Here is a 15,121-nt window from a genome sequence, read left to right as displayed (position 1 = left end):
GGTCGACGGCACGGATGCGGCGGAGGCCAAGCCGGTCCGCCGCCGCACCCGCGCGAAGGCCGCCTCCGGTGCGGCTGAGGCCACGCCGGAGAGCTGACCTTCAGGCACCCCGACGGCCCGGCCCCCGCACCGCGCGGGGGCCGGGCCGTCGGCGCTTCACGGTGCCGGACCGTCCGTTAGCCTCACGCCATGAGCACGCCACCCACCCTCAAGCTCCCTCCGTGCGCCCGCGCGTACCGGCTCGAAACCGAGCGCGGGACGTTCGCCGTGCACGACGCCTGGCCCGACGGCACCCCGGCCGGGACCGCCCTGCTGGTGCCGGGGTTCACCGGGAGCAAGGAGGACTTCATCGCGCTGCTCGAGCCGCTGACCGCGGCCGGGTTCCGGGTGGTGGCGGTGGACGGCCGGGGGCAGCACGAATCCCCCGGTCCGCGCGATGAATCGGCTTACGCACAGCGGGAGTTGGCCCTCGACGCGCTCGCCCAGGCGCAGGCCCTGAGCAGTCCCGTACATCTGCTGGGGCACTCCCTCGGCGGCCTGATCGCCCGCGCCTGCGTACTCCTCGACCCGGCACCGTTCCGCTCGCTGACCGTGCTCAGCTCGGGCCCGGCCGCCATCGCCGAGGCCCAGCGGACCCGGGTACGGATGCTGACCGAGGCGCTGGGCACGCTGGGCATGGAGGCGGTGTGGCAGGCGATGCGCGAGCTGGACCCGGTGGAAGCCACGGACCGGACGACACCGCCGGAGATCGGCGCGTTCCTGCACCGGCGCTGGCTGAACACCGTTCCCGAGCAGCTGATGGTGACCGGACGTCAGATGCTGGCGGAGCCCGACCGGGTGGCGGAGCTGGCGGCCGTGGCGCTGCCCCTGCACGTGATCTCCGGGGCCGTCGACTACGCCTGGCCGGTACCGCTGATGGACGACATGGCCGAGCGGCTGGCCGCCCACCGGAGTGTCATCGAGGGCGCCGAGCACTCCCCCAACGCCGAGCAGCCGGCGGCCACGGCGGCGGCGTTGGCGGGATTCTGGCGCTCCGTGCGGTAGGTCTGGTCGTATGACGGCAAACCCCCAGCAGGGCATCGCACTCACCCGCACCTTCGACGCACGCCGCGACCTGGTGTTCGAGGCGTGGACGACGCCCGAGCACTTCGCGTACTGGTTCGGCGGGGAGCTGACGGTGCCGGCCGACCGGATGACGATGGACGTCCGTCCGGGCGGCACCTGGAGCCTGGTGATGAACACCCCGGACGGCGGCGAGATGCCGTTCTCCGGCGAGTACCGCGAGGTGGCGGCTCCCGAACACCTGGTGCTCACCCTCAAGGACGCCTCGGCGCCGAGCGGCGCCGAGGGAGAGACCGTCCGCGTGACCCTCACCGACCTCGGCGGCCATACGGAGATGGCCTTCCGCCAGGACGGCGGCAATCTGACCGCCGAGCAGTACAAGCAGGCACAGTCGGGCTGGGAGGGCTTCTTCGACCGGCTCGTGGAACTGCTGGCGAGGGCGTGACGGGCCGGTGCGGGACCGAAGGCCGGTGCGGGACCGAAGGCCGGTGCCACCTCCCGCGACGCGGGTCCCTTTGCCGCACCGGGCGCCGGCCCTGTACGTGACCTAGTACCGGCCCTGTACGTGGTCCCAGAAGCCGTCCCGCAGGACGCGGCGCAGGTCGGCGTGGCCGCGCAGGGAGTGCCGCAGCAGCGCCTCCGCGGCCGTCAGCAGCTCCTGGTCGACGGAGCCGGGCAGGTAGGGGTGGCCGGGCAGCAGCGTCGCCATCCAGTCGTGGCCGCGCTCCGAAAGCCACTGGGCGGCGACCCGCGCCCCCACGAAGCGGACCTCCTCGCGGCCGGGCGCCGGGCCCTCGGCCGCCGCCGGTTCGGCGCATTCCGGGCCGGGCCGCCGGGTCACGTACGGCTTGCAGAAGTCCCGGTCGAAGGTCCGCTGGCTGTCGACCTCCCACAGCAGCGGCTCGGCCTGATTGCGGCCCCCGGGGGCCTCTATGCCCCACAGATGCACCCGCGCGCCGTACCCCTGCGCCGCTTCCACCGCCGAGACCAGGTCCTCGTCGCCGCCGATCAGCACCGCGTCGCTGATCGCGCGGTGCCGGGCCAGTGACTCCAGATCGGAGCGGATCAGGGAGTCGACGCCCTTCTGCTGGTTGTTGGCGTTGAGATTGCCCAGCCGGACCTTGACGTCCGGCAGCTCGGCGATCCGCTGCTGCTCCTGGGTGTGGATGCGGCGGCGCGCGCCGTCGTACCAGTAGACGCGCAGCAGCCGGCTGTCCGGGAAGATCATCCGCGCCTTGTCGATGAAGGCCTCGATGATCGCCTCGGCATCGAGCTCGAACGCCTTGCGGTCCTCCGTTCCGGTGACCAGCCGCCCCGCCGCCGCATAGACATAGCCCGCGTCCACGAAGGCCGCGTGGGTGGACGGGGTGGTGGCGACCTCGGCGAGTACCCGTGTGAGCAGCTCGTTGGTGCGCTCGATTCCTGCGGCGAGCGCGGCGAGGTCGGTGGGGCCGGGGGGCCGGACGTCGTTCATACGGGACCCATTGTCCGGGCGGTCACTCTGTGAGACAACCGCTCTACCAGCAAGTACTTAGTTTCTCGAAAATTTTCTTTAGCGTAGGGAATGATTGCAGGGTGCGGGTCGTTGTACCGGTACGGAACGCCTGGCAACGAAGCCGCGCCGCCCATATCACTCAGTTCTCCGCAGGAGGATCAGACGAAGGGAGAAGCCATATGCGCTTCGAGATCATGCGCCTGGACGACGTCGACGGCACCGCCGTGGACAGCACCGTCGTGGACGCCGCCTCCGTCAACCGGATCGTGCAGCAGGCCGCAGCCATAGGCCAGCGCATCTACATCCGCCCGGCCGACACCGCCGCCCGTTAACGCCGACGCCCGCTGATACCGACGTCGAAGCGCCCCCGTACGGACACCGTACGGGGGCGCTTCGCGTCCGGGAACCGGGACGTCAGGAACCCTGGACCACCTGGGTCACGCCGTTGATGATCTGCTGCACCGCCAGCGCCGAGAGCATCATGCCCGCGAGCCGCGTCACCAGGACGACCCCGCCGTCCTTGATCACGCGGATGATCACCAGCGAGAACCGCATCACCAGATAGAGCACGACGTGGATCGCCGCGATCGCCGTCCAGACCGAGAGCTGGGCCGCGAACCCGTGCGCATGCTGCACCGCGAGAATCACCGACACGATCGCGCCCGGCCCGGCCAGCAGCGGCATACCCAGCGGCACCAGCGCCACATTGACGTCCTTGGTCTGGGTGGGCTCCTCCGACTTTCCGGTCAGCAGGTCCAGCGCGACCAGCAGGAGCAGCAGCCCGCCCGCGATCATCAGCGCGGGCGTGGAGATGTGCAGCCGGCCCAGGATCTGCCGGCCGAAGAGGCCGAAGACGGCGATGACGCAGAACGCGACGGCGGCGGCCTGCCAGGCCATCCGGCGCTGCACCTTGGCCGGGCGCCCCGAGGTCAGGGCCAGAAAGATCGGGGTGATCCCAGGGGGATCCATGATGACAAAAAGGGTGACAAAGAGCGTACTGAAGACAGCGACATCGAACACGGTGATGGCCTTGCGGGATGGAGGGAAGGTACGGGCGGACCAAGGCCCGTGGGAAAAGGTGTGGGCCGGGACGCGGCCGCGCGCAGCCTGCGGCGGTGGCGGCCTGCCGGGGTGGGCTCAGCCGCCCGCGCCGGGCACGGGGAAGGCGCCGGTGGCGCGGCGCACGATCTCACCGTAGATCTCGGGGTCGGTGGTGTATTCGCCGAGGCGGCAGGTCTTGCGGCTGCCGTGGTAGTCGCTGGAGCCGGTGGTCAGCAGGCCCAGCTCGGCGGCCAGGCCGCGCAGCCGGGCGCGGGTCGGCCCGTCGTGGTCCATGTGGTCGACCTCGATGCCGTCGAGCCCGGCCGCGGCGAGTTCGCCGATCACGCTCTCCGGTACGCAGCTGCCGCGCTTGACGGCCAGCGGGTGCGCGAAGACGGTGACCCCGCCCGCGGCCTTGACCAGCCGTATCGCGTCGAACGGATCCAGCTCGTGCTTCTCGACATAGGCCCGGCCGTCGTGGCCGAGCCACTGGGAGGTGAAGGCATCGGAGACGGAGGCGACCAGGCCCAGTTCGACGAGGGCGGTCGCGATGTGCGGGCGGCCGACGGCACCGTCCCCGGCGATCTCCGCCACCCGCTCCCAGGTGACGGGCACTCCGAGTTCCCGCAGCTTGGCGACCATGCCCTGGGCCCGCGGCACCCGGTCGTCCCGGACGAGCTCCCGCTCGCGGAAGAGCTCGGGCTCCTCGGGGTCGAAGAGGTAGGCGAGCATGTGCAGGCTCACCCCGTCGATCCGGCACGAGAGTTCGGCCCCGGTGACCAGCGTCAGCCCCTCGGGCAGCGCGGCCCGCGCCTCGGCGTACCCGCCGACGGTGTCGTGGTCGGTCAGCGCGACGACGTCAAGACCTGCGGCCGCGGCGGCCCGCACCAGCTCGGCGGGGGTGTCCGTACCGTCGGAGGCCGTGGAGTGGGTGTGCAGATCGATGCGCACGACGCGGACTCCAGACTGCTGCGGGACGGACGGGGGATCTCGGGGCGATCGCAGAACACTGCCCCAGAAGGATACCGGCCGCCCGGACATGCCCCCGTCAGGCGGCGTACGGCCCCGCCATGCGGCTCAGCCCAGGATCCGCGGCGACAGCGCCCCGCACGGCAGCAGATCCACCTCGGCGCCCGCCTCCCGCAGATCCGTCAGCACCAGCTCGTCGTACATCAGCAGGCCCGAACTCTCGGGCCAGGCGATGGCCCACAGCCACAGCCCGCGCGCCTCGCCCGCGAAGACCGCGCGGTCACCGGGCGCATCGTCCACATGCCACATCGGGGTCGGCCGCCCGGCGGCGAGCACCTTGGCGTGCGGGGGCTTGTCCACGCACATATGGGGGCCGGGGTCCAGGCCGTCTATCCCGGCGTAGCGTGCGCCGAGGCCGACGCCCAGCTCCTCGGCGATCAGCAGAAGTTCGCCGGGGCCGCCCAGCGGTCCGGGGCCCGAGCAGGCCACCGCGGTCGCGCGGCCGCCGCTGCGGTCGTCACCGGCGCACGCGACGCCGGTGAACAGCCAGCCGACGGGCAGTGGCCAGGGCATCCATACGGGCACCTGAGCGCGGTGCACGACAACGCCGAGCGCCTCGACGCTCGGCGGGACGACCGGCTGGAGTGGGTGCACGACGCCGTGCACGGCGCACTGCCAGGAGTCGGAGAAAAGACCGGGCGCCCGCACCCGGCCACCGCACTTCGGGCAACTGGGTTCGCCCCTCATAAGGACCAACGGTCCTCCAGGCCCGCGTTCGCGTCAAGGACGATCACCCATCCGGTGTGCCCGGAATCACGTACCCGGGCGCCCTTTTGGCCGTCCGTTCCGCGGCGCGTCCCGCTCCGGCGGCACCGGCGGCCATTTTAGTTGCAGTTTGCACTCTTTAGCTCGCCTAACTTACTGTGTGCATACGCCAACCATCTCGGCGGAACACCGCAACGGAACCGGTCACGGGAAGGGGAACCGCAGCGTGCAGAGCAGCACGGACAGCCGCGGCCACAGCGACGCCGACGGCGATGCGTTCAACGAGGGCAAAGCGTCGATCCTGCGCCAGCCGATGGCAGTCTGGGCCACCGCCGGCGCCTCGGTCGTGGCCTTCATGGGCATCGGCCTCGTCGACCCGATCCTCCCCTCCATCGCCCAGGGGCTGCACGCCTCCAACAGCCAGGTCTCGCTCCTGTTCACCTCCTACTTCCTGATCACCGCCGTCGCGATGCTGGTCACCGGCTTCGTCTCCAGCCGCATCGGCGGCCGCAAGACCCTGCTGGCCGGACTCGCCCTGGTCGTGGTCTTCGCCGCGCTCTCCGGCATGTCCGTATCGGTCGGCGAACTGGTCGGCTTCCGGGCCGGCTGGGGCCTGGGCAACGCGCTCTTCGTCTCGACGTCGCTGGCGGTCATAGTGGGCGCCGCCGCCGGAGGCAGCGCGGCGGCGATCCTGCTGTACGAGTCCGCCCTCGGGCTCGGCATGGCCTGCGGCCCCCTGCTCGGCGCGATCCTCGGCGACATGAAGTGGCGCTACCCGTTCTTCGGCACCGCCGTCCTGATGGCCATCGGCAATGGAGCAACATTCACCTCCCCTTCGTGGTCGCCGCCGTCGCCGCGGTGACCGGGGCGGGCATCGTCGCCGCCCGCCGCCATGCCCTGGCCCTCCGGGCCGAGGAACCGGAACCGGAACCGGAACCGGAACCGCGAGGAGGGTCCTCCCGGACGGAGTCCGGGGGAGGGACGGAGGAAGGCCTCACGGTCTTCGCCGACTGACGCCCGGCGTGACCGGGGCTCCCACCGCGACAGCCCCGGTCAGGCCCCGGGCCGCACACGGCCCTCGCCCCGGCTGCCCACCGAGCAGCGGCGCCCCCGGCAGCCCCTCAGTCCTCGAGCGGTACGCCCTGCCGCAACGGGTCTCGCAGATCCGTACCGTGCCGGAGCCAGCGTTCCTGCAGGGCCTCGGCGCCGTGCACCCGCTTCCAGGCCGCCTCGTTGGGCGTCATCGGCAGCAGCGGCAGAAAGCGGACCGGATCGGCGGGCTCATCCAGCTCCAGGTCCTCGACCAGCCCGCCGGCCTCGGCGACCAGGACCGAGGTGAAGGGCGCGGCGGGCCACAGCGGCCCGCCGACGTCCAGCGAAGCGCCCGGGGCCACGATCACCCCCTCGACCTGTGGGGAAGCGGCCAGTACGGCGAGCGGGCGGAGTACCTTGTCGGTGTCCGCGCGGCCGCCCCGTATGGTCAGTACGAGTTCGGCGCGGGGGCCGCGCAGCGGGTCGGCCACCACCACCGTGGGATCGGCCATCGGCCGGCCGGACATCCCCAGGGTGGCGTAACGCACGACCCCGTCGTCGACGAAGCGGAGTACCTCGATACGGTCGGTGCCGAGGAAGGTGACGGCGGCGCGTGCGTCCGGCTCGCCCAGGGTTGTCCGCAACCGGGCCTCGACCAGCTCAAGAACGTCAGACATGCCGCGAGCATAAGACTCGTATCGAACAAGCAAAGCCGCACCGTAACGCTTCAGACGGCTGATAGCCTTGCCGTCTGGTCAGGGAATGACGTCGTCCCCCAACGGGGACCGGCCGGAGGAGGTGGGGCTGCGGTGGATCCGAGTCGACCGTGCAGTACCGATAGTTCTCCTGTCATCCCCCTCGCGCAGCGAATCTCCTGATCCGAGAGCTTCCGTACCCCGCCGTTCAGCGGCGAAACCAGGAAGTTCCTTTGCGCCGGATGTAGATGACGGAAGAGCGCCTTCGACTCTCAATTTCCGTGTTCTGCGAACTGCCGTCAGTGTCACCGCACGGAGCGCCGCCCGCTTTGCGGACGTACGGTCAAAGATGCCTCGTACGTCCTCGTTCCGGGCAGCGTTGCGCCCCGCGCTCCTAACTGGCGGCCGGCCCGTGAAGGAGCCTGCCATGTCGATGATCCGCGACCTGCGCGCCGCCGTCCGTCCCTCCCGTCGCCGCGACGACACCCCCTACCACTACGAAACCTCCGCCCCGGCCTGCCCCAACAGCGCCATCGTCGACTGCGGTGTCTACCGCGAGGGCCGCCGGGTGAGCGAGCACGTCACCCCGGCCGAGGCGATGGCCGGCGTCCGCGCCGACGGCGGCTTCGCCTGGATCGGGCTCCACGAGCCCACGGAGGCCGAATTCGCCGGTATCGCCCAGGAGTTCGGGCTGCACCCGCTGGCCGTGGAGGACGCCGTCCACGCCCACCAGCGGCCCAAGCTGGAGCGCTACGACGACACCCTGTTCACCGTCTTCAAGACGGTCCACTACGTCGAGCACGCCGAGCTGACCGCGACCAGCGAGGTCGTGGAGACCGGCGAGGTGATGTGCTTCACCGGCCGGGACTTCATCGTGACCGTGCGGCACGGCGGCCAGGGCTCGCTGCGCGCCCTGCGGCACCGGCTGCAGGACGACCCGGAGCTGCTGGCCAAGGGCCCGTCGGCGGTGCTGCACGCCATCGCCGACCAGGTCGTCGACGGCTATATGGCGGTCGCGGGTGCGGTGCAGGACGACATCGACGAGGTGGAGATCGACGTCTTCAGCTCGGGCACCAACGGCAAGGGGACCGGCGCCAAGGGTTCGTCCGCCAAGGGCGGCGACGCCGGGCGGATCTACCAACTCAAGCGCGAGGTGCTGGAGTTCAAGCGCGCGGTGTCGCCGCTGCTGCGGCCGATGCAGCTGCTGAGCGAGCGCCCGATGCGGCTGGTCGACGCGGACATCCAGAAGTACTTCCGTGACGTGGCCGACCACTTGGCGCGGGTCAACGAGCAGGTGCTGTCCTTCGACGACCTGCTGAACTCCATCCTCCAGGCCAACCTCGCGCAGGCGGCCGTGGCGCAGAACGAGGACATGCGCAAGATCACGGCCTGGGCGGCGATCTTCGCCGTGCCCACGATGATCGCCGGGATCTACGGCATGAACTTCACGTACATGCCGGAACTGCACTGGAAGTTCGGCTATCCGGCCATGATGCTGGTGACGGTCGCCATCTGCTTCGGCATCCACCGGGGGTTCAAGCGGAACGGGTGGCTCTGACAGGGCAGTTGGGGGCCGGCGCGGCGCGGGCGTTGTCAGACCCCCGTGTCATCCTCGGATCATGACCAGTGCGGAGCCTGCCGATGACCGGTACGACGACGATGAGCCGACCCCGACCCCCGCGCCCACCACCCCCGCCGAGTGGGACAAGCTGATCGACGAGTGGGACGACATCCGGCACGGCTACTACCTCGGCAATGCGCCGGGGACGGTGCGGGAGTGCGCGAAGAACCTCGTAGCGAGCGTGGCTGGCCCGGCGAGTGGCGCGAGTCCTGGTACGAGGGCCGGATGACCCGCGGGATATGGGCCTGCCCGCAGAATCTGGCCGGGTTCGCCCGCGCGTTCAGCACCTGAGCCGGGGCGTCTCAGCGCCTGGGCGGCCCCGGGCGGGTGCGGGCGCGCCCATTAGGCTGACCCGTATGACGGAGACCGTGTCGCAGGCCCTGCAGGATCGCGCGCTCATCGAAGAGGCCACGAAGAAGTCCGGCCTGATCTGGGTGCACGGCACGGCGGGCCCGGCGCGTGCGCTGTGGCATCTGTGGCACGACGGGGCGGCCTGCCTCGTGGGAGACGGTGCCGGGGAGCAGCCGCTGGCCGACCTCGGGCTGACCGACGGCGGTACGGCCACGGTCACGGTACGCAGCAAGGACAAGGGCGGGCGGCTGGTCGCCTGGCAGGCCCGGGTCCAGGAGCTGGCGCCGGAGGGCGAGGCCTGGCGGAGTGCGGTCGAGGAGCTGAAGGGCAAGCGGCTCAACGCTCCGGACACGGACACCATCGCGGAGCGCTGGGCGCGCGAGTGCCGGGTGCTGCGGCTGGAGCCGACCGGTGAGGAGGCGGCGCAGCGACCCGGCCGGATGCCGGACGGAGCGCATGCCGCGCCGCCGCTGGCGACGTCCGCGACCACGCGCCGGCCCGCGCCCGCCGCGCTGCCCAGGCTGCTGCGCCGGGGCCGTAAGGGCTGACCGGCCGCGTGCGGCGGCGGGGCCCTCAGCCCTTGCCCGACACCCGCGACCCGTAGTCCACCACCTGGTCCTTGGCCGGGACCTTCAGATCCACGCTCTTTCCCCAGTCGTCGAGCCGGACCACTCCCGCACCGCCCGCGCGCTCCATCCGCAGCGGGTACGGCGTGCCCTCCAGGGAGACGTCCAGGGTGCCGCCGGAGCCCGCCGCCGCGGTGAGGCGGATGGTACGGACGCCGCCGGTGTCGCCGCGGTCGCCGGTGGCGAGCTTCCCGTGCAGGGCGAGCAGGCTGCCCAGCAGTGTGTCCTTGTCCGTGAAGCCGCTGAAGCGCTTGTACACCGGGTCGGTGGCAGGCACCTTGACGTATTTGCCGCCGAGCTTGGCGGCGGCGGACTCGTCGGGTGTACCGGACTTGCCGGTCTTCTCACCGGCCCAGAAGGCGGCGTCCGCCTTGAGATAGAGCGCGTTGCCGACCCGCAGCAGCGAGAAGGCCGCCGCGTTGGTGCTCAGCTCCCCCTTGGCGCCGTTCCGGGCGAGCCGCATGTCGAGCTTGTAGGTACGGCCCTGGCTGACGACATTGCCGGAGAGCCGGACCGTATCGGCCTGTTCGGCGGCCGTCTGCGCCTTGGATTCGATCTTCGCGGCGGGCAGCTTGCCGACGCCGTTGGTGCCGGCGTCCGGGTCCTCGGCGCCGCAGCCCGTGAGCGCCGCGGCCAGTCCCGCGCACACCGCCCCGACGAGCGCCGCCCGTCCCGTGCGACGGCGGCCGGTCAGGGCTCGGGGACGCGTCCCCAAGGGCGTAGCAGTCACGTCGGCTCTGCCTCCTGATGCGGGTGACCTCGACAGCAGTACGGCAGCGTACCTGGGCGGTGCAGGGTTTTCGGCGGGGTGTGGTGCGCACACCCGTACGGCCGTGGCGGGTGGGAACCATACGGGTTCTCCCCGGGGCGCCACCGACCCGGGCGCGTTAGCCTGAACGCGACTTGAGGGCACATTCCGGGTGAAATGGAAGAAAGGGAGGCACTGCGCATGGCGGTGGTCACTCCCCGGGTCTTCGTCTCCCATCTCTCCGGCGTCGCCGTCTTCGACCCCAACGGCGACCAGGTCGGCCGGGTCCGTGACCTGGTGGCGATGCTGCGGGTCGGCGCGCGCCCGCCGCGGCTGCTGGGTCTGGTCGTCGAGGTGGTCAGCAGGCGCCGGATCTTCCTGCCCATGACCCGGGTGACCGGCGTGGAGTCCGGCCAGGTCATCACCACCGGCGTGATCAATATGCGGCGCTTCGAACAGCGCGCCTCCGAGACGCTGGTGCTCGGCGAGCTGCTGGACCGCCGGGTGCGCCTGGTGGAGACCGGCGAGGAGGTCACCGTCCTCGACATCGGCATCATCCAGCTGCCGGCCCGCCGCGACTGGGAGATCGACAAGGTCTTCGTCCGCAAGGGCAAGGGCGGGGCGCTGCGCCGCAAGGGGGAGGCGCTGACCGTGGAGTGGTCGGCGGTGACCGGCTTCTCGCTGGAGGAGCACGGGCAGGGCGCGGAGAACCTCCTGGCCACCTTCGAACAGCTGCGGCCGGCCGACCTCGCCGGCGTACTGCACCACCTCTCCCCCAAGCGGCGCGGGGAGGTCGCCGCCGCGCTCGATGACGACCGGCTCGCCGATGTCATGGAGGAGCTGCCGGAGGACGACCAGGTCGAGATCATCGGCAAGCTGAAGGAGGAGCGGGCCGCCGACGTCCTGGAGGCGATGGACCCGGACGACGCGGCCGACCTGCTCTCGGAGCTGCCCGAGGAGGAGAAGGAGCGGCTGCTGGCCCTGATGCGGCCGGCCGAAGCCGCGGATGTGCGCCGGCTGATGGCGTACGAGGAGCGGACGGCGGGCGGTCTGATGACGACCGAGCCGATCGTGCTGCGCCCGGACGCGACCGTGGCGGTCGCGCTGGCCCGGGTCCGCGACCCGGACCTCTCCCCCGCGCTGGCCGCGCAGGTCTATGTCTGCCGCCCGCCCGACGAGACCCCCACCGGCAAATATCTGGGGCTGGTGCACTTCCAACGGCTGCTGCGCGACCCGCCGTTCACCCTCGTCAGCTCCATCGCCGACACCGATCTGCCCGCGCTGTCACCGAGCACCCCGCTGCCCGAGGTGACCAGCTATCTGGCGGCGTACAACATGGTCGCCGCGCCCGTCGTGGACGAGAGCGGCTCGCTGCTGGGCGCGGTCACCGTCGATGACGTACTGGACCATCTGCTGCCCGACGACTGGCGGGAGGCCGAATTGCACGGCCCGGCCGGGGTGAGCGGCGCGCCGGATCTGCGGGGGGCCGCGGGTGGGCGCTGAGGAGCGGGACGGCGGCAAGGAGCGGGTGCGGGCGCACGGCGCCTCCGCGGTACGCCGCGGTGCCCCGTCCGACCGGCCACGGGTACGCCTGGACCAGCCGCGGGCGCCGCGCCGTTCGTTGTGGCCGGAGTACGACCCGGAGGCGTTCGGGCGGCTGTCGGAGAAGATCGCCCGGTTCCTGGGGACCGGCCGGTTCATCGTCTGGATGACGGTCATCGTCATCGCCTGGATCGGCTGGAACATCCTGGCACCCGGCCACCTGCGGTTCGACCAGTACCCGTTCATCTTCCTGACGCTGGCGCTGTCCCTGCAGGCGTCGTACGCGGCGCCGCTGATCCTGCTGGCACAGAACCGGCAGGACGACCGCGACCGGGTCACCCACGAGCAGGACCGCGCGCAGAACGAGCGCTCCATCGCCGACACCGAATATCTGACCCGGGAGATCGCGGCGCTGCGGCTCGGCCTCGGCGAGGTCGCCACCCGCGACTGGATCCGCTCGGAGCTGGAGGACCGGATGCGGGATCTGGAGCTGCGGCGGATGGTCGAAGCGGAGAGTGACGAACGCGACCGCTGACGGCCTTACCGGAGGCCCTCTCCAGCGCCGTACCATCGGGGCATGGCTACCGACACGCCCCAGCCCACTGACTCCGCGCCGCACGAGGACGCGATCCGCGCCGCGCTCGCGACGGTGAACGACCCCGAGATCCACCGCCCCATCACCGAACTGGGGATGGTCAAATCGGTGGACATCGCGGCGGACGGCGCGGTGGCGGTCGTGGTCTACCTCACCGTCTCCGGCTGCCCGATGCGCGAGACGATCACCAGCAATGTGCGCGAGGCCGTCGAGCGGGTCGAGGGCGTCACCTCCGTCGCCGTCGAGCTGGACGTGATGAGCGACGAGCAGCGCAAGGAGCTGGCGACGTCGCTGCGCGGCGGCACCGCCGAGCGCGAGGTGCCGTTCGCCCAGCCCGGCTCGCTGACCCGCGTCTACGCCGTCGCCTCCGGCAAGGGCGGCGTCGGCAAGTCGTCGGTGACCGTCAACCTCGCCGCGGCGATGGCGGCCGACGGCCTGAAGGTCGGTGTCGTCGACGCCGACATCTACGGCCACTCGGTGCCCCGCATGCTGGGCGCCCACGGCAAACCCACCCAGGTCGAGAACATGATCATGCCGCCGTCGGCGAACGGCGTGAAGGTCATCTCGATCGGCATGTTCACCCCGGGCAACGCCCCGGTCGTCTGGCGCGGCCCGATGCTGCACCGCGCCCTCCAGCAGTTCCTCGCCGACGTCTACTGGGGCGACCTGGACGTCCTGCTCCTGGACCTGCCGCCGGGCACCGGCGACATCGCCATCTCGGTCGCCCAGCTGGTGCCGAACGCCGAGATCCTGGTCGTCACCACCCCGCAGCAGGCCGCCGCCGAGGTCGCCGAGCGGGCCGGCTCGATCGCCGTGCAGACCCACCAGAAGATCGTCGGCGTGGTCGAGAACATGGCCGGGCTGCCCTGCCCGCACTGCGACGAGATGGTCGACGTCTTCGGCACCGGCGGCGGCGAGCGGGTCGCCGAGGGCCTGACGAAGACCACCGGCACGCAGGTGCCGGTGCTGGGCTCCATCCCGATCGACGTCCGGCTGCGCGAGGGCGGCGACGAGGGCAAGCCGGTCGTGCTGACCGACCCTGACTCCCCCGCGGGCGCCGCGATCCGCACCATCGCGGGCAAGCTGGGCGGCCGGCAACGCGGCCTGTCGGGCATGTCGCTGGGCATCACGCCGCGCAACAAGTTCTGAGCGCCCGGGAGCGGCGCCCGGAAAAACGCCGCAGGGGCGGGCCCACCAGGGTCCGCCCCTTCTTCGTCGGGCCGCTCACACCGCCGGGCCGCTCAGCTCTCGTACGCCGCCAGGTCCTTGACGACCGAGAAGCCCAGGCCGTACGCGCTCATCCCGCGCCCGTACGCGCCGATGTGCACGCCCTCGATGCCCTCGCCCGACGAGCCGGCCAGCACCCAGCCGTACTCGGACTCGCGGTAGCGGAACGGCATCGGCACACCGTCCACCGGCAGCATCAGCTCGCTCCAGCTCTCGCCGCCGAGGTCGTCGGCCAGCTCCCAGGCGATCATCGTCTGCTGGTCCAGCCAGTCCTGGCGCAGCGCCCGGTCCATATGGGACGGCCAGGTATGCGCGAGCAGCCCGGACCCGGCGAGCCAGGCGGCCGTCGAAACCGAGGTGGCCTCCAGGACGCCGGTGCCGTCGGCGCTGCGCCGGACGGGGCGGCTGGCGACGGTGACCACGACCGCGAACCGGTCCTCGTCCTGGCCCGTGTCCACCTTTATGGTCGGCTCCTGGCCGTGCCCGGTGGCACCGTGCTCGACGGTGCCGTCCGCGGCCGCGCCGACCTGCATCAGCCAGCGTGGCCCGGTGAACGCCTCGTCGAGGCCGTACCACGGGAACGCGGCCAGCAGATAGCCGTCGACCTTCCGGCCGACGTCGGCGGACGCCTGGTGGGTCGGTGTCGGACTCGTCGTCTCCATCTGCGCGGCGCCTCCTTGTTGCCCTGCGTCGTGGGCGGCCCGCCCCCCTCAGGCGTCCTCACCCCGGACACCGGGAGCATAGCCATAGGGGTCAACACAGCCGGGCATACGGGAGTACTAGGTGGCGTCGGCGTCGAAAGGCGGACGCTCCGCCGGCTGCCCGTCGGCGGGCCGCTTGACCATGTCGAGGCGGTCGGAGGCGGCGGCCGGGGATTCCTTGGAGAGGTTGGCGCGTGCGCCGTTCGAGGGGCTCGCGGGCGCGTCGGAGGCGTCGTCGCGGCCGTGGACGACGTCCTCGAGATCGGCCATCTCGGACCTGAAGTCGAAGCCGTTACGGATCTCCTGGAGGTCCTTGAGGCCGTATTCGTCCTTCTCCAGGACATGCTTGCGGACGAAATTCTTGGGCTTGAGGTCCTCGAACTCGAAGTCCTTGAATTCCGGGCCCAGCTCGCTGCGGATGTCTTCCTTGGCGCTGTCGGAGAACGCCCGCACCTTGCGGATGAAGCCCGTGACGTCGTGAATGAGCTTGGGCAGCTTGTCCGGTCCGAAGATGAGCACGGCAAGGATCACGAGCGCTACCAGCTCGAGGGGTCCTATGTCGAAGAACACCTTGCAGCTCCTTGGGTTATCCGCGGCCTTCGATGGACTGAGGGGCCAGGCCGACTATCACGGTACCTGGCCCGTCGCGTC

The 15,121-nt window shown here is 71.3% G+C and carries 17 protein-coding genes and 1 pseudogene; 10 read left to right on the top strand and 8 right to left on the bottom strand.

The annotated features are described in order from the left end of the window. Positions 1-189: 189 nt before the first annotated feature. Positions 190-1,044, top strand: a complete 855-nt coding sequence (locus tag ACZ4S3_RS08910) for an alpha/beta fold hydrolase (protein WP_467928653.1) — start codon at positions 190-192, stop codon at positions 1,042-1,044. Between the two features lie 10 nt (positions 1,045-1,054). Beyond that, the gene (locus ACZ4S3_RS08905; RefSeq protein ID WP_467928652.1) at positions 1,055-1,507 is read left to right on the top strand and encodes an SRPBCC family protein; all 453 of its coding nucleotides are present in this window, start codon (positions 1,055-1,057) and stop codon (positions 1,505-1,507) included. Between the two features lie 102 nt (positions 1,508-1,609). Here ACZ4S3_RS08905 and ACZ4S3_RS08900 read toward each other — a convergent pair whose 3' ends face one another. After that, the gene (locus tag ACZ4S3_RS08900) at positions 1,610-2,536 is read right to left on the bottom strand and encodes an NYN domain-containing protein (protein ID WP_467928650.1); all 927 of its coding nucleotides are present in this window, start codon (positions 2,534-2,536) and stop codon (positions 1,610-1,612) included. Between the two features lie 200 nt (positions 2,537-2,736). On the opposite strand from ACZ4S3_RS08900, the gene ACZ4S3_RS08895 reads away from it, so the two are divergent. Further along, positions 2,737-2,889 (top strand): hypothetical protein, encoded by a 153-nt coding sequence (locus ACZ4S3_RS08895; protein ID WP_099871903.1) that lies wholly within the window; start codon positions 2,737-2,739, stop codon positions 2,887-2,889. Positions 2,890-2,971: 82 nt separating this feature from the next. Here the strand turns inward: ACZ4S3_RS08895 and ACZ4S3_RS08890 are convergent, their stop codons facing one another. The 3 genes from ACZ4S3_RS08890 to ACZ4S3_RS08880 all read right to left on the bottom strand — a co-directional run bounded on the left by ACZ4S3_RS08890 (position 2,972) and on the right by ACZ4S3_RS08880 (position 5,314). Beyond that, positions 2,972-3,577: a MarC family protein gene (locus ACZ4S3_RS08890; protein ID WP_467928646.1), complete on the bottom strand. Its 606-nt coding sequence runs from the start codon at positions 3,575-3,577 to the stop codon at positions 2,972-2,974. A gap of 117 nt (positions 3,578-3,694) precedes the next feature. After that, complete coding sequence (locus ACZ4S3_RS08885) at positions 3,695-4,549, bottom strand: PHP domain-containing protein (RefSeq protein ID WP_467928642.1); 855 nt, start codon at positions 4,547-4,549, stop codon at positions 3,695-3,697. 126 nt (positions 4,550-4,675) lie between these two features. Next, entirely contained in the window at positions 4,676-5,314 is a 639-nt protein-coding gene (locus tag ACZ4S3_RS08880; protein ID WP_467928638.1) for a DUF6758 family protein, read from the bottom strand. A 331-nt stretch (positions 5,315-5,645) separates the two neighbouring features. Between ACZ4S3_RS08880 and ACZ4S3_RS08875 the strand changes: the two are divergent. After that, a pseudogene (locus tag ACZ4S3_RS08875) lies at positions 5,646-6,143 on the top strand (MFS transporter); the annotation flags it as partial. Between the two features lie 310 nt (positions 6,144-6,453). On the opposite strand, the gene ACZ4S3_RS08870 reads toward ACZ4S3_RS08875, so the two are convergent. Beyond that, positions 6,454-7,041: a suppressor of fused domain protein gene (locus ACZ4S3_RS08870; protein ID WP_467928634.1), complete on the bottom strand. Its 588-nt coding sequence runs from the start codon at positions 7,039-7,041 to the stop codon at positions 6,454-6,456. Between the two features lie 445 nt (positions 7,042-7,486). Between ACZ4S3_RS08870 and ACZ4S3_RS08865 the strand changes: the two genes are divergently transcribed. The 3 genes from ACZ4S3_RS08865 to ACZ4S3_RS08855 all read left to right on the top strand — a co-directional run bounded on the left by ACZ4S3_RS08865 (position 7,487) and on the right by ACZ4S3_RS08855 (position 9,579). Further along, a complete protein-coding gene (locus ACZ4S3_RS08865) occupies positions 7,487-8,617 on the top strand; it encodes a magnesium and cobalt transport protein CorA (protein ID WP_467928629.1) in 1,131 nt (376 codons plus the stop codon). Between the two features lie 61 nt (positions 8,618-8,678). Beyond that, on the top strand, positions 8,679-8,909 hold the full coding sequence (locus tag ACZ4S3_RS08860) for a hypothetical protein (RefSeq protein WP_467928624.1): 231 nt from the start codon (positions 8,679-8,681) through the stop codon (positions 8,907-8,909). Between the two features lie 127 nt (positions 8,910-9,036). Next, the gene (locus ACZ4S3_RS08855) at positions 9,037-9,579 is read left to right on the top strand and encodes a hypothetical protein (RefSeq protein WP_467928620.1); all 543 of its coding nucleotides are present in this window, start codon (positions 9,037-9,039) and stop codon (positions 9,577-9,579) included. 25 nt (positions 9,580-9,604) lie between these two features. Here ACZ4S3_RS08855 and ACZ4S3_RS08850 read toward each other — a convergent pair whose 3' ends face one another. Continuing rightward, on the bottom strand, positions 9,605-10,387 hold the full coding sequence (locus ACZ4S3_RS08850) for a hypothetical protein (RefSeq protein WP_467928616.1): 783 nt from the start codon (positions 10,385-10,387) through the stop codon (positions 9,605-9,607). A gap of 219 nt (positions 10,388-10,606) precedes the next feature. Here ACZ4S3_RS08850 and ACZ4S3_RS08845 point away from each other — a divergent pair, with 219 nt between their 5' ends. Genes ACZ4S3_RS08845 through ACZ4S3_RS08835 form a run of 3 tightly spaced genes read left to right on the top strand, consistent with a single transcriptional unit; the run spans position 10,607 to position 13,691 of the window. Next, entirely contained in the window at positions 10,607-11,908 is a 1,302-nt protein-coding gene (locus ACZ4S3_RS08845) for a magnesium transporter MgtE N-terminal domain-containing protein (protein WP_467928611.1), read from the top strand. Next, positions 11,898-12,482: a DUF1003 domain-containing protein gene (locus ACZ4S3_RS08840; RefSeq protein ID WP_467928608.1), complete on the top strand. Its 585-nt coding sequence runs from the start codon at positions 11,898-11,900 to the stop codon at positions 12,480-12,482. Before ACZ4S3_RS08845 ends, ACZ4S3_RS08840 begins: the two co-directional genes overlap by 11 nt. A gap of 42 nt (positions 12,483-12,524) precedes the next feature. After that, positions 12,525-13,691 (top strand): Mrp/NBP35 family ATP-binding protein, encoded by a 1,167-nt coding sequence (locus tag ACZ4S3_RS08835; protein WP_467928604.1) that lies wholly within the window; start codon positions 12,525-12,527, stop codon positions 13,689-13,691. 92 nt (positions 13,692-13,783) lie between these two features. Here ACZ4S3_RS08835 and ACZ4S3_RS08830 read toward each other — a convergent pair whose 3' ends face one another. Both ACZ4S3_RS08830 and ACZ4S3_RS08825 read right to left on the bottom strand, forming a co-directional pair. Further along, positions 13,784-14,431, bottom strand: coding sequence for a hypothetical protein (locus tag ACZ4S3_RS08830; RefSeq protein WP_467928601.1), 648 nt, complete (start codon positions 14,429-14,431; stop codon positions 13,784-13,786). 117 nt (positions 14,432-14,548) lie between these two features. Further along, a complete protein-coding gene (locus ACZ4S3_RS08825) occupies positions 14,549-15,040 on the bottom strand; it encodes a sec-independent translocase (protein WP_467928597.1) in 492 nt (163 codons plus the stop codon). Positions 15,041-15,121 lie beyond the last annotated feature (81 nt).

The organism is Streptomyces sp. NPDC028368 (genome assembly GCF_055565615.1).
This window is presented reverse-complemented; position numbering and strand designations above follow the sequence as displayed.

Bases quoted from the DNA above. Each gene is read 5' to 3' on its own strand.
- ACZ4S3_RS08910 (WP_467928653.1), top strand. From the start codon at position 190: ATGAGCACGCCACCCACCCTCAAGCTCCCTCCGTGCGCCCGCGCGTAC.
- ACZ4S3_RS08905 (WP_467928652.1), top strand. From the start codon at position 1,055: ATGACGGCAAACCCCCAGCAGGGCATCGCACTCACCCGCACCTTCGAC.
- ACZ4S3_RS08900 (WP_467928650.1), bottom strand. From the start codon at position 2,536: ATGAACGACGTCCGGCCCCCCGGCCCCACCGACCTCGCCGCGCTCGCC.
- ACZ4S3_RS08895 (WP_099871903.1), top strand. From the start codon at position 2,737: ATGCGCTTCGAGATCATGCGCCTGGACGACGTCGACGGCACCGCCGTG.
- ACZ4S3_RS08880 (WP_467928638.1), bottom strand. From the start codon at position 5,314: ATGAGGGGCGAACCCAGTTGCCCGAAGTGCGGTGGCCGGGTGCGGGCG.
- ACZ4S3_RS08870 (WP_467928634.1), bottom strand. From the start codon at position 7,041: ATGTCTGACGTTCTTGAGCTGGTCGAGGCCCGGTTGCGGACAACCCTG.
- ACZ4S3_RS08865 (WP_467928629.1), top strand. From the start codon at position 7,487: ATGTCGATGATCCGCGACCTGCGCGCCGCCGTCCGTCCCTCCCGTCGC.
- ACZ4S3_RS08860 (WP_467928624.1), top strand. From the start codon at position 8,679: ATGACCAGTGCGGAGCCTGCCGATGACCGGTACGACGACGATGAGCCG.
- ACZ4S3_RS08855 (WP_467928620.1), top strand. From the start codon at position 9,037: ATGACGGAGACCGTGTCGCAGGCCCTGCAGGATCGCGCGCTCATCGAA.
- ACZ4S3_RS08845 (WP_467928611.1), top strand. From the start codon at position 10,607: ATGGCGGTGGTCACTCCCCGGGTCTTCGTCTCCCATCTCTCCGGCGTC.
- ACZ4S3_RS08835 (WP_467928604.1), top strand. From the start codon at position 12,525: ATGGCTACCGACACGCCCCAGCCCACTGACTCCGCGCCGCACGAGGAC.
- ACZ4S3_RS08830 (WP_467928601.1), bottom strand. From the start codon at position 14,431: ATGGAGACGACGAGTCCGACACCGACCCACCAGGCGTCCGCCGACGTC.